We start from the raw sequence: 12,021 nt of genomic DNA, 5'->3' as shown, positions 1-12,021 counted from the left end.
AAAGTTTCATCCTTGACTTGTAGAAAGATTCCCATGATGAAGATTTCCCGTATCTCCACACTTGGCATGACCGCTGTTGCTGCGCTGGCTATCGCTGCATGCTCCCCTCCTGGTGAAGTTGATTCCGACATCAAGATCGACAACGCTTCCACCTTCGAGAACCAGAATACTCCAGAGACCTCTGCAGCGTCCGAGTCCGAAGAACCATCTGCGGACGCATCCGCTGAGCCTTCTGCTGCGGTCGATGCCGCTGCAGGCGAAGAGGTTCAATTCATTGACTGTGTCGCAACCCCTGTCACCGAGCCAGTAGAGGTCAGCTTGGACTGCGCAGCCAACACCGACCTGGTTTCTGAAATCACTTGGGAGTCTTGGGACGCTGAAGGCGCTGAGGGCACCGGCACCCGCGTCACCGACGGCACTGAAGCCACCGAAGGCGAAGAGGTAAGCATTACCCTGTCCCAGCCTGCTGAGACCGGCAATGGCTTGGCATTTACGCAAATCGAGGTTGACGGCGAACTAGTAACCCCATAGCGCCTAGACTGGCGTCACAATAAGCCTCTCACCTACTACCTCCGCCGCGTTTATCGAGCGCGATGAAAGGATAGTGCGTGAGAGGCTTTCCTGGTCCGCAGTCTGCCAAAAAGCTAGATATAACACATAGCAAGGGCTGCGCGAATATAGGGATTTGTGAGTGTAGGAAATTAGTACGTTAACACGGTCAAGAAAGAAAGCGGCTCCGGGATTTAAACCCCTATCCCTTCGGTCTGCCTTCCGAAGGGCGGCCAACTATGTTCACACGCAATCCCCCGAATTGCGAGATTTCAACGACACATTGCAGAGCCGGATCCCCCTGAATCACCACATTTGAGCGGTGAAAGTATCCGGTGGCCAATATGTCCCCGAAAGACTGCGTATTCACCGACGCGATAGGCACTGCCGATGCCCGTGCGTCACGCAGTGCCAGAACTGTCACTTACCTGACCGTATTAACTTGTACTAGGACAATTAATACCTAGAGTTCGCATCCCCCCGGAGTAAAACTCTTTAGCACCAGAATTGTGAGCTGCCGTCTTCACTTATCTAGCGCCTGCATCAACGTCCCATTAAAGATAATGCCCTAAAAGTCTCGATTTGTCCTGTTATGTATCAATATTTCTTAATCTGCCCCTTTAAGGCTTGACCAAATTTAACCTACCCCGAGAATGGCTGGACATAACAGCAGGTAGAAGCGCCTTTACCCTGCCAAAACCACGGTTTATCAATCGAATATTTTCAACACCGAAGTACTAATAATACCCCCGATCACCCCCATGGGGGCAATGCTTCAACGCAACCAAGGGTGAAAAACGTTGCACCCAACACATAAGTCTCCACACTTGCTGCATAAGGACTATACTTTTGCAACAAAAGTGAATGGGCTGGGAAGTTCGAAGGTAGTATCGCTGACTCCCAACTGGGACAGGTTTTGGGCGGATGAGGGAGGCATCGGCAAGCAAATGCTTCCAACACTGCCCCCATAAAACGCACATCGCCCGCAAGACGCTTGAAGCAAGTCCTGCGGGCGGGTTTGCTACCGCGGAAACCGCGGCAAGTCTGTAAATTAACGCTGCTGGAAGTAGCTCAGCAGGCGAAGGATTTCGGTGTAGAGCCAGACCAAGGTAACAGCCAAGCCAAGAGCAACGCCCCAGGCGTAGTTGGAAGGAACGCCGCGACGGATCATATTGTCAGCTGCGTCAAAGTCAGTCATGAAGGACAATGCGGCAAGGACAATGCAGACGATGGAGAATACAATCGCCAGCATTCCGCCATCACGCAGCGGGTTATTGCCGGTGAAGATGGCCAGCAGGAAATTACCCAGTGCCAGAATAGCGACGCCGAAGATGGCTGCGGTGACAATCTTATTGAACTTCGGGGTGACCTTGACAGCACCGGTCTTGTAGACGAAAAGCATGCCCATGAACACACCGATGGTGCCCAAGATTGCCTGGCTAATCAGTGCACCCGCGTTGGCGTTGCCCACGACGAAGCCGGAGAGCAACATGGAGAAACCACCAACGAAGAGGCCTTCGAACGCCGCGTAAATCAAGGTAACTGGCGCGGAGCCCCATTTCTTACCGAAGGACGCCACCAGCACGGTGATGAAGCCAGCGATACCGCCAACGAGGGTGAGAATCATGGCCAAGCCCTGGTCAACGAAGGCACCGATACCGAAATTAACAACGGCGAAAGCCACGATGACAGCCAAGGTGATGCCGGTCTTAGTAACCACATCATCAACTGTCATTGGGCGAGCTGCCTTTACCTGCTCACCGGAGTAGTCGGCGGTGCTGGTCTGGGAGTAACCGTAGTCAGATTGGTAGGGCGAGCTGCTATTAGACAGCGAATTCATTACCGGGTTGCTGGAGCGCAAGGAAATCCCCGATCCTTTCTCAATACTTTTGTCTTTCTTCTACATTTGGATCAACGCCCAAGCTCCCAGAGAAGTTCCCATGTCACCAATATTTCTCGTCGCTATTGAGTATTAGTTGGACGGTGGCGCCATTCCCCCACCTGGACCTGCTGGAGGCTCTCCACCAGGTGTCCCGCCAGGCATCCCGCCAGGTGCTCCACCGCCGGACATGCTGCCCGATTCACTCTTGGTTGTCGGGTCAACGGGCACGAGAATAGCCAACGAGAAGCCCTCGGTCGCATTGCCCACGACATCCGGGGTTTGTTCCTCTGCGCTGTCAGAGAAAATGTTGTCAGATTCCAGCGTCACTTGCGCAAGGTTTGCCGAAGAGCCGTCATATTCGGCCAATTTATAGGGCTCGGCGGTCACGGATTCGGGTACGACAATCTGTGAAGTCAGCACCGCATTGGTGGCATCCGTAATGTCATCAATGCTTGTAAACACTTCGAAGTGCAGGTGCGGGTAGCGGCCGGTATAGCAGCCCGGAACGATGGAGTCGAAGGTGACCTGTCCATTGGAGTCAGAGACCTGTACGCCGCGCAGCCAGGTTTGATCAGTTACACCATCGGAGTACATGGAGTAGCGGCCTTGCGCGTCACAATGCCACAAATACACGGCGGCATTGGTCATAGGCTGGTTGTCATTAGTGATATCAACCAAGCTCAAGGTGATGGACATTGCCGTGCCCGTGACGGTTTCCCCGCCGTCGATGCTGGATGTCAGGTCGCGTCGTTCGATTCCGGCCTCTTCCAAGACGTCCGGCCCATTGGAGCCGTCGCCCGGGTATGGTCCGGCAGTCTCCCCCGCCATTTCTTCCAAGGTTTGGCCGGAAAGGTCATTTGCCGCGGTGGTCGTGCTGGTAGCACTTGCCGATGTGCTCGTAGCGCTTGCCGATGCCCCCTCACCCTTCACACCACACGCCACCAACGCGGCGCTGCCGACACCGATGCCTAGACCCGCGAGCATCTTTCTGCGCGATAGCAGCGTTCGGATGTCAAAGGCTAGTCCTTGGTCCTCAATATCTTCATGCGGACGGTCTAGTTTACGACCTTCAAAGGTCTGTTGTTCTGAACTCATGCAAATGACTATAAGGCGCTTACCCCGATAGATACTCAGAAATTTCTTTAAAGCCGCCCCGAGAATTCCAGTAGTTCACCGGAAAAATCATTGAACTAGAGCAAGGAAATTCTGAATGAATGCTGTGAGGGGCAGGTAGGGCATCGGCAAGCAATGCTCAATGCGCTTTACCGCAACCTGGCTTCAAGCAAATTGACCAGGTCAGAGAATTCCTGACCTGGCCTTTTGTGCCCCCAGTCGGACTCGAACCGACACTGAATTGATTTTAAGTCAACTGCCTCTGCCATTGGGCTATGGGGGCGAGCGGTGCACAGTGCTAAAAGTTACCTTGAAGCACTGACACAGTTTATAAAACGATAAAGCGAAAGCGGTAATTGGGGTGGTTTAGGCGTACATGTCTGCGACGATGCCAGCGATAATACCGTCCAGGATGTCTTTCTCGCTGATGTAGAAAGAATTCGCGTCATTGTTGCGCTCGATCATTTTCATGATGCCTTCTACGGCGACGCTCCCGCCACCGATGACATCGGCGCGGCCTGGATGAATGACCGGGTTTAAGGCACGTGCCTCGGCGGACTCTGCGATCAGCTGTTTAGTGAGCACGCGCAGGGCATCAAAGCGCAGGACAGAGCCGTGAATCAACTCGGCGTCATAGCGCTCCAGACCCTGGGCCAACGCAGACAAAGTAGTGAAAGTGCCAGCGCAGCCGACGAACGTCTTTACGTCACCGATCGGAACGATCTTCTCTACTTCTTCCATACGCTCCGAGACGTAATCCTGTGCGATTTCAATCTCAGTTTCACTTGGTGGATCGGAAGGCATCATGCGTTCAGTAAGACGCACACACCCCATACGCGCTGAATGCGCGCCCCGAATCTCACCTTCGGAGTCTCCGACAATGAACTCAGTGGAGCCGCCACCCAAGTCAATGACGCAGTATGGACTGCGGTCTTTGGAGAGATCACCCACGGCACCTTGGAAGGACAGCAGTGCTTCCTCTTCCCCAGAAATAACTTCTGCGCGAGCACCCTGCTGAATCTCGCCCAGCAGCTCGGCAGTCATTTCGAAGAAGTCATCGGCATTGCTCACATCGCGAGTTGCGGATGTCGCGACCATGCGCACGCGCGTGACGCCTTCAAACTTCATCTGCTGGACGTACTTGGTTAGCGCAACGCGGGTGCGCTCGATGGCATCTGGGTGAAACTCACCATGCGCATCAACGCCTTGGCCAAGGCGCACAATCTCCATTGAGCGGTGCACGTCGCGCACCTCGCCGCCTGGGCGAACATCAGAGATGAGAAGCCGAATAGAGTTGGTGCCGCAATCCACGGCTGCTACACGGGTCATGCTTAATACTCCCCCACTTTAGGCATTAGAAAAATCAAACTGGTCCAGGCTAATTCCTAGCTCTTCGATCGTTGGCCAATCCTGCGGGAGGGCTGACCCGCGCAGCTTACCATGGTCCGCAGCCAAAGCGACGGCTTCAGTACCGAAACGGAAGTGGTCTGGGCCTTCTGCCAGCGCGTACGCAATGAGCACATGCAGGCACTTCACACGGTCCGGCATGCCGCCACCGGAAAACTCTGTACCCAGATCTTCCATGGCATTACGTTCCTTCAGGAAGTGCTCATGAGCCTTCTGGTAATCCGCCTGCAACTCTTCACTTTCAGCCAGACGAGATTCCATCCATTTCATGACGTGCGCTACCTCGAGGCGGGATGCCTCAGCGGTCAGCCGAGGGTCCGTGAGGTAGTACAACGTTGGAAATGGAGTGCCGTCCGGCAGCTTAGGAGCAGTCTTAATAACGGCCGGCTGCTCATCTGGGGTGCGGTATGCGATAGCGACAACCCCGCGCGGGGTGCGGCCAAGCTGCTCGGAAACAATTGCGAGATCTGCGTCAGATACGGTCATGCCGCCATTATTCCATGAGGCAGGAAGTCGGACTAACTATGCACTCGCATGGGATGGGAAAGTTCTAGCCCTTGAGTAAAATATTCGAACATTTATCTACATAGAAAAAGGGTTCTGCCTGTGGTTTAGACCTTTTAAGACTCGAATAACAGTTCGATAACGAGCCTCGCGGGGGCGGGTTTCTGGGCTATAGTTGAGGGCAGTGAAGTTAGAACACTAGGAAATCGGAGGGAGGGTAGACCATGAGCGTCAGCAGCAATTGTTCGAAAATAGACATCATCAAAGAAGCAATTGACTCGCTTATCTTCTCTTTCGAAAGCATCTGCGCCGAAGTCATTGACGTCGAGCAGCTTGATTTTCACCAAGTTCACACGCACTTCGAAAAGCTGGAAGAAATACTGAAGCGCAAGACGCTCATCGATGCCGCATTTGCGTTCATCGCAGAACGAGACCACGCCGGACGGCTCGTGGGTTCTGCCCGTTCTAGCGATTATCTGACGAAGACCCTCGGGTTAACTCGGGCGGAGGCTGCTCAGCGCTTGGCAATCGGCCAAAGCTTGTACGAGCAACTCAATGCTGAGCCACAGCCCCAGGACGAACCCACCGAGCCAATCGAGCCCGAAGACATCCCCGAACCCGACCCAACTTTGAGCGAGGAAGAGCAGGAGCGTCAACGCCGCGAGGCTGAAGAAGAAGCACGTCGAAAGAAAGAAGAGGCAGAAGCCGAGGCGCGCCGCAAGCAGCAAGCAGCGCAGGAAGAAGCTGAACGACGAGCCGAGCGCGAGCGCAAGGCGCAAGAAGAACGCCGACGTCAGATGGCTGAGGAAGCAGCGTCCGCTGAGATTGCCAAGATTATTGAACAGGAACTTCGAAACCTCAACAAGTATGCGCAGCCTGGCCCGCAGGAGCTTCGCACCATGGCGATGGCGGAATCCAAGAACCGCTCCCCTGAGGACTTGCGCAAGTGGCTGCGAAAGCAAGTCAAGAACGCCAACATTAAGGGAACTATGCCTAATGGCAGCAAGGACCCCTTCGCAGCAACCCGCAAGCGCTACTTCTGGATGAGCGAGCCTGATGCTGACGGCACCGTGCACATCAAGATGAGCACCGACGCAGTGGGCGCAGCTCTACTGTCCAAGGTATTGGCACCCGCGCAGCGCCCTGGTGGCCCTAACTTGCCACCAGAGGAAGATAACCGCTCATTCCCGCAGCGTCGCCACGACCAGCTGATGGAAGTGTGCTCGCAGTACATTGAAGGCAAGGACCCCAAGTCAGGACTTGGCTCCATCGTGCTCTCAGCAGCGCTGGATGAGCTCGAGAACCTCACCCCCGACGCTGAGTTCAAGACCGATACCGGGCACACTCTCAACTTGATGGACCTAGTGAGGCTGGGAGAAGGAGCCAGCGACTATCTGGCAATCCTCGACCCCGAGAGTTTCCAACCACTAGCGCTGGGAAGATCAAAGAGAACAGCGTCTTTCGCACAAAAGCTGGCACTCTTTGCCGCAGAACTCTGCTGCACGGGACCGGGATGCAACACCCCGATGTCAGAAACAGATGTTCACCATCTAGTGGCCTGGCAACATGGTGGTGCGACCGATATCGCGAATCTCACCCTACTGTGTAGAAGACACCACATGGATAACAACGACAACCATGACTTCCACAATGGAATGGGGCACTCTGAGCGAGACCCAGAGTCTGGCAGAGTCGGTAAACGCATGCCCGGTGAAGACGGACTAATTTTCAATGAATCCACGACGGCTGAAGAATCCGCGGCAGCCCACTATAGGAGACGGGCGCAGGAGAAATCTGCTCGAGGGCCCGATGATGATGCAGGTCCGCCGCCCAGAAACATGGCGGGGCCGCCTGACAATGTCCACGATTCAGGGGCACTATTCGATATCGGTGCCGAAATGAGAGATAGCCGCAAGGCTTCCTAACCTACAAACCAGTACCTCGAGGCAGGCGTTGTTTCGCCTGCCTACGGGTGTTTCCTAGGTTTTGCGGGCCAATAGCGGCAACGGCACTGCGCTTGGACACATGGCCCGTGGTTCACAGATCAGCTGCTACTAGCCGGATGGGACTTCGCCCGGAGGCATTTCACCCATTGGGGACTCGGCGTCTTGGTCTTCTTCCACCACATTGCCAACTGGAGCATCGGGATCTTCTGGGTTCTCGCCTTCACCGGTGCCATCAGCAGGCTGCTGGCCCTCGGGGGCTTCTACTGCAGGGGCGTCACCTGAGCCTTCGCCTGCACCATCAGCTGAGCCATCTTCAGCGGCTGGGTCTCCGGCGGGGTCTTCGCCGAGGAGTGAATCATCAGCATCTGGTTCTTCAGCCACCGAATCCCAGAGGACCTGATACCAATCGCGGCTTTCTTCAATTTCTTGCTCATCGGTGGTCATGGTGTCGCCGGAAGTGATGTCCGGATCGAGGATGCGGAAGGCAACCTCTCCCTCATCAATAACGCCAAGACGGCGGCGGGCTTCTTGCTCGATGTAGGCATCGCTCTCGTACTTTTCGATTTCAGAGAGGAGATATTCTTTTTCATCCTGCTTGGCGATGATGGATTCATTGAGGCGCGCTATCTCGGTGCGGCCTTGGTAATAGTTTCGCAGCGGGACGGCAATAACGGCAAGAATCAGCAGAGAGACAAGGACGAGCACGCCGAAGCCGACCATATCGAGTCGGTCGCGGCCGGCTCCGCTACCAGCTAGAGCGGGCTTCGGTGTGGTTGCGGCTTTGCGGTCGGCAGCACGAGAAGCCACTGGAACGGTGGTCCGGGACTTCTTAGGATTTTGCTGTTTCTTGCTAGCCATAGGTTTCTCATCCTAGCGCGGTACGCGGGCGAACTCGTGTGGCACGCGTGACATAAGGGAAATCCTCATTAAATTGCCAGGTGCTGAGGAAAACGACGCCGGCCCCGCTACCCCAAGTCGGGCTGACTTGAAGCTGCGGAGCCGGATACTACAACCCATTGCGGCGACAACCTTTAGGCTATTGCCGCCATGGGCCAAAGTATTACTTCTTGAAGCGTGGGAACGCTGCGCGGCCGGCGTAAACGGCGGCATCGTCAAGCTCTTGCTCAATGCGGATGAGCTGGTTGTACTTTGCAACGCGCTCGGAGCGAGCTGGTGCACCAGTCTTGATCTGACCACAGCCCAGGGCTACTGCCAGGTCCGCGATGGTGGTGTCCTCGGTCTCGCCGGAGCGGTGGGACATCATGGTGCGGAAACCATTGCGGTGAGCAAGGTCAACAGCGTCGAAGGTTTCGGACAGGGTGCCGATCTGATTGACCTTGACCAGCAGCGCGTTAGCTGCCTTCGCATCAATACCCTGCTGCAGGCGCGCTGGGTTGGTAGCAAAGAGGTCATCGCCGACGATCTGAACCTTGTCACCGACCTCGGCCATCAGTGCGGTGTAGCCTTCCCAGTCATCCTCATCCAGTGGATCCTCGATGGAGACGATTGGGTACTGGTTGATTAGCTCGGAGTAGACCTTGGACATCTCTTCCGCGGTGTGCTCGCCGCCTTCGAAGTGGTACTTGCCGTCCTTGTAGAACTCGGAGGAAGCAACGTCGAGGGCCAAAGCGACGTCGTCGCCGAGCTTGTAGCCGGACTTCTCAACCGCTTCAACGATCAGATCGAGCGCTGCCTTGGTGGAGTCGACGGATGGAGCGAAGCCGCCCTCATCGCCCAGGCCGGTGGACAGGCCCTTTTCCTTGATGACGGACTTGAGGGTGTGGTAGACCTCAGCGCCCATCTGCAGGGCCTCGGAGAAGGTCTCTGCGCCGATTGGGGCGATCATGAATTCCTGCACGTCAACGCCGGAGTCCGCGTGTGCGCCACCGTTGAGGATGTTCATCATTGGCACTGGCAGGACGTGAGCGTTTGGGCCGCCGATGTAGCGGTACAAAGGCAGGCCAGCGGACTGCGCGGCTGCCTTAGCTACTGCGATGGATACGCCCAGAATGGCGTTTGCACCCAAGCGGGACTTGTTTTCGGTTCCGTCCAGAGCGATCATGGCCTGGTCGATGAGGCGCTGGTCATCAGCCTCGAAGCCGACGAGTTCATCAGCGATTTCCTCGTTGACATTCTCTACTGCCTTGCGCACGCCCTTGCCCTTGTAGCGGTCGCCGCCGTCGCGCAGCTCGTGGGCCTCGTGCACACCGGTGGATGCACCGGAAGGAACGCCTGCGGTGCCGTTGGCGCCGTCATCCAAGAATACTTCTGCTTCGACAGTTGGGTTGCCACGAGAGTCCATGATCTCACGGGCAAATACGTGCAAAATGTCGGCCATATCCGATTTCACTCCTAGTTTCACTAGCTTTTAATATGCTGCGCTGATCATGCTCAACGTCACGCAGGCTATAGCCTACCGCGTTTGTCGTGCAGACCTCAGCGCCATTCTTCCAGACCCCTGCCAAGGCGTGCGCCGAAGGGAGAAGTTGAGGTTTATTTCACACGCAAAAATCACTTATGAGGTTGCGGGTTGGCCGATCGCATAGGAGTTCGCGGCATTAGCAACGCGGGAGACATAGTCCTGCGAATAATTATAGGAATAGATGGCATCGAGCCAGCCTTGCTCGGTGTTTAGGTCGCGGTCGCTCGAGCAGAGCAGCTTGGCGGCGCCGAGGGCGGCATCGTCGATTTGTTGCGGGTCGGCGTAGTCGTCACCGTTGGCATCAAGGCCATAGCGCTGCCAGGACTCAGGAATGAATTGCATGGGTCCAACTGCGCGGTCGAACTCGGTGTCATTGTCGAATTCGCCGTCGTCGGTATCGCGGATTTCGGCGGTGTTGTTAGAGCCGTTGAGCGGAATGCCGATGATCGCTGGGGTGGCGTAGCCATTTTCATCCAGGTGGGAGGGACGGAAGAAGTTGCCGTTATAGGTGCCGTGCCGGGTTTCAACCCATCCGATACCGGCCAAGGTATTCCAGCGCAGGTTGCAGGCTGGCCAGGCTTGCCGAGCGATTAGCTCGGCGTTGCCATAGGCGCGCAGCGCTTGTGGATCGATCTCGGTTTGGGCCGCCAAGTCTTCTGCCCAATAGGTCAGCCGGTCGGCGGTACGTCCGGCGGCGTTGACGTCGATCTCAGCAACCTCTGCCGGCGCCGTGGGCGGCACATCTTCCGGCACCGGTTGCAGGGTGCGCCGGGGCGAAGCAGAGTCATGGCCAAAATTAGAAAAGTAGGAGGACACGGCCCATAAAAGGAAGGACCCGACGAGTATGACAATAAGGACAGTTGCGCATCCGCAGCCGCCTAATGCTTTTCGTCGAGTCGAGTTATCCACCCCGCGCATTGTACAGAGCCACCCTGTGATCCAAGAAAGCCACAGCGCCCCGTCCTCTCACACCGCAAGATTATGACAATTTCATTACTTTAATAGACAGGCGTCACAGCCTGGGATATGCTCACTAACGTTCTTTGGCTCTAGTTTGCTCCCAAAACTCATTTAAGAGGTTCGACTATGAAAATTTCACGCATTCTTGCTTCTACTGCACTCGCTGGCCTCATCGGCGTCGGCGCCATGACTGGTGCTTCGGCGCAAAATTTCTCCGACATTGACAAGATCGCCACCGGGGTCATCTCCAATGCTTCCTGCTCCCAGGTACGCGGTGCTCTCGATGGTTTGAACGCCACCAATAATGGCCGTGTCTACAACAAGGAAACCACCCGCAATCAGCTGGTTCAGAACCTGCGTCAGCTCAACGGCACCACCGGCAACCCGACTGACTTGACCAACCTGGCAGTCACTCGCTACACCGGCCAATTCGCGGACCGTGCGCTGGAGTGCGGAATCGTGAAGGCAGATCCAGAAACTCCATTCGGCTCCAGCCAGCTCAACACCTTGCTTAATGACTTTGGCCCGCAGATCTTTGAAATGTCCAGCCAGGCTGTCGCAGGCGAAAACTAGAAAACTAGTTATCCAGCTCCGCGCGCTTGCCCTCTTTCCACAGGCGGTCTTGGGTTTCCATATCCACCACAAAAGTGGTCCCGTCAAAGAGATAAGGCGCGCGGGAGCGTAGCTTATCGATGAACGCCTGCGCCACATCATCCATCGAAAATGCACCGCGTCGGGAGGCTATTTCGGCGTGGAATAAGACTTGCAGGAAAACATCGGCAAGCTCTTTCTTGATGCTCTCATCCCCCGCCCCGGTGGTGACTGCCTCGGCGAATTCTTCTGCTTCCTCACGTAGATAAGGCAAAAGCGTTTGGTGATTGTGGCTGCGTTCCCACTCCCCGAGTGCCACCGCGCGCTCCATGACCTGCTGGGCTTTGAAGACGGCATCGGTACGCGAAGGCACCTCCAGGACTTTCTCGCCCGCCGCAATGCGCGCGGTGACCTCTGGCGCGTCCTCATCGAAGGCGACATAGACCTCGCCCGGTGTCCCAGATTCTGACAGCAGCGAATTAATATTCCACCGTGCCTTGACTGGGATTTCCGGGCTAAATGCCACCGGCCCCTGCAAAGAATGCACCCATTCCATAGGAATCATGGTGGGCCAGCGAACATCGAGCAATAGCACAGTCATGGTGTGGCATTCTATACCCCGGCACAGTTAGTTCTTTCAACGAACC

Annotated in this window: 11 protein-coding genes and 1 tRNA gene; 3 read left to right on the top strand and 9 right to left on the bottom strand. The window is 55.8% G+C overall.

From position 1 onward, the window contains the following. Nucleotides 1-33: 33 nt before the first annotated feature. Nucleotides 34-531, top strand: a complete 498-nt coding sequence (locus tag ACG98I_RS10040; RefSeq protein WP_394720483.1) for a hypothetical protein — start codon at nt 34-36, stop codon at nt 529-531. A gap of 1,069 nt (nt 532-1,600) precedes the next feature. On the opposite strand, the gene ACG98I_RS10035 is transcribed toward ACG98I_RS10040, so the two are convergent. The 5 genes from ACG98I_RS10035 to ACG98I_RS10015 all read right to left on the bottom strand — a co-directional run bounded on the left by ACG98I_RS10035 (nt 1,601) and on the right by ACG98I_RS10015 (nt 5,437). Further along, nucleotides 1,601-2,410: a Bax inhibitor-1/YccA family protein gene (locus ACG98I_RS10035; RefSeq protein WP_394720481.1), complete on the bottom strand. Its 810-nt coding sequence runs from the start codon at nt 2,408-2,410 to the stop codon at nt 1,601-1,603. A 111-nt stretch (nt 2,411-2,521) separates the two neighbouring features. Then, the gene (locus ACG98I_RS10030; protein WP_394720479.1) at nt 2,522-3,526 is read right to left on the bottom strand and encodes a 3,4-dioxygenase subunit beta; all 1,005 of its coding nucleotides are present in this window, start codon (nt 3,524-3,526) and stop codon (nt 2,522-2,524) included. Nucleotides 3,527-3,754: 228 nt separating this feature from the next. After that, a tRNA-Leu gene (locus ACG98I_RS10025) sits at nt 3,755-3,827 on the bottom strand. 83 nt (nt 3,828-3,910) lie between these two features. Further along, nucleotides 3,911-4,873 carry an exopolyphosphatase gene (locus ACG98I_RS10020; protein ID WP_394720477.1) on the bottom strand — a complete coding sequence of 321 codons (963 nt, stop codon included), beginning with the start codon at nt 4,871-4,873 and terminating at the stop codon, nt 3,911-3,913. Between the two features lie 18 nt (nt 4,874-4,891). Continuing rightward, a complete protein-coding gene (locus tag ACG98I_RS10015) occupies nt 4,892-5,437 on the bottom strand; it encodes a DUF501 domain-containing protein (protein WP_394720476.1) in 546 nt (181 codons plus the stop codon). Between the two features lie 242 nt (nt 5,438-5,679). On the opposite strand from ACG98I_RS10015, the gene ACG98I_RS10010 reads away from it, so the two are divergent. Continuing rightward, nucleotides 5,680-7,380 (top strand): DUF222 domain-containing protein, encoded by a 1,701-nt coding sequence (locus tag ACG98I_RS10010; RefSeq protein ID WP_394720474.1) that lies wholly within the window; start codon nt 5,680-5,682, stop codon nt 7,378-7,380. Nucleotides 7,381-7,509: 129 nt separating this feature from the next. Here ACG98I_RS10010 and ACG98I_RS10005 read toward each other — a convergent pair whose 3' ends face one another. The 3 genes from ACG98I_RS10005 to ACG98I_RS09995 all read right to left on the bottom strand — a co-directional run bounded on the left by ACG98I_RS10005 (nt 7,510) and on the right by ACG98I_RS09995 (nt 10,741). Further along, nucleotides 7,510-8,259: a septum formation initiator family protein gene (locus ACG98I_RS10005; protein WP_394720472.1), complete on the bottom strand. Its 750-nt coding sequence runs from the start codon at nt 8,257-8,259 to the stop codon at nt 7,510-7,512. A gap of 202 nt (nt 8,260-8,461) precedes the next feature. After that, nucleotides 8,462-9,739: a phosphopyruvate hydratase gene (gene eno / locus ACG98I_RS10000; RefSeq protein WP_394720471.1), complete on the bottom strand. Its 1,278-nt coding sequence runs from the start codon at nt 9,737-9,739 to the stop codon at nt 8,462-8,464. A 177-nt stretch (nt 9,740-9,916) separates the two neighbouring features. After that, nucleotides 9,917-10,741, bottom strand: coding sequence for a lytic transglycosylase domain-containing protein (locus ACG98I_RS09995; RefSeq protein WP_394720469.1), 825 nt, complete (start codon nt 10,739-10,741; stop codon nt 9,917-9,919). A gap of 168 nt (nt 10,742-10,909) precedes the next feature. Here ACG98I_RS09995 and ACG98I_RS09990 point away from each other — a divergent pair, with 168 nt between their 5' ends. Beyond that, nucleotides 10,910-11,356 (top strand): hypothetical protein, encoded by a 447-nt coding sequence (locus ACG98I_RS09990; RefSeq protein ID WP_394720467.1) that lies wholly within the window; start codon nt 10,910-10,912, stop codon nt 11,354-11,356. Between the two features lie 4 nt (nt 11,357-11,360). Here the strand turns inward: ACG98I_RS09990 and ACG98I_RS09985 are convergent, their stop codons facing one another. After that, nucleotides 11,361-11,975 (bottom strand): MazG nucleotide pyrophosphohydrolase domain-containing protein, encoded by a 615-nt coding sequence (locus ACG98I_RS09985; protein WP_394720465.1) that lies wholly within the window; start codon nt 11,973-11,975, stop codon nt 11,361-11,363. Nucleotides 11,976-12,021 lie beyond the last annotated feature (46 nt).

It is taken from the genome of Corynebacterium sp. L4757 (assembly GCF_043673995.1).
GTDB lineage: Bacteria > Actinomycetota > Actinomycetes > Mycobacteriales > Mycobacteriaceae > Corynebacterium.
Note: the sequence above shows the minus strand (reverse complement) of the source record. Positions and strands in the feature narration are given on the sequence as shown.

Excerpts from the sequence above, each read along its gene's own strand:
- ACG98I_RS10040 (WP_394720483.1), top strand. The coding sequence starts at position 34 with ATGATGAAGATTTCCCGTATCTCCACACTTGGCATGACCGCTGTTGCT.
- ACG98I_RS10030 (WP_394720479.1), bottom strand. The coding sequence starts at position 3,526 with ATGAGTTCAGAACAACAGACCTTTGAAGGTCGTAAACTAGACCGTCCG.
- ACG98I_RS10020 (WP_394720477.1), bottom strand. The coding sequence starts at position 4,873 with ATGACCCGTGTAGCAGCCGTGGATTGCGGCACCAACTCTATTCGGCTT.
- ACG98I_RS10015 (WP_394720476.1), bottom strand. The coding sequence starts at position 5,437 with ATGACCGTATCTGACGCAGATCTCGCAATTGTTTCCGAGCAGCTTGGC.
- ACG98I_RS10010 (WP_394720474.1), top strand. The coding sequence starts at position 5,680 with ATGAGCGTCAGCAGCAATTGTTCGAAAATAGACATCATCAAAGAAGCA.
- ACG98I_RS10005 (WP_394720472.1), bottom strand. The coding sequence starts at position 8,259 with ATGGCTAGCAAGAAACAGCAAAATCCTAAGAAGTCCCGGACCACCGTT.
- eno (WP_394720471.1), bottom strand. The coding sequence starts at position 9,739 with ATGGCCGACATTTTGCACGTATTTGCCCGTGAGATCATGGACTCTCGT.
- ACG98I_RS09995 (WP_394720469.1), bottom strand. The coding sequence starts at position 10,741 with ATGCGCGGGGTGGATAACTCGACTCGACGAAAAGCATTAGGCGGCTGC.
- ACG98I_RS09990 (WP_394720467.1), top strand. The coding sequence starts at position 10,910 with ATGAAAATTTCACGCATTCTTGCTTCTACTGCACTCGCTGGCCTCATC.
- ACG98I_RS09985 (WP_394720465.1), bottom strand. The coding sequence starts at position 11,975 with ATGACTGTGCTATTGCTCGATGTTCGCTGGCCCACCATGATTCCTATG.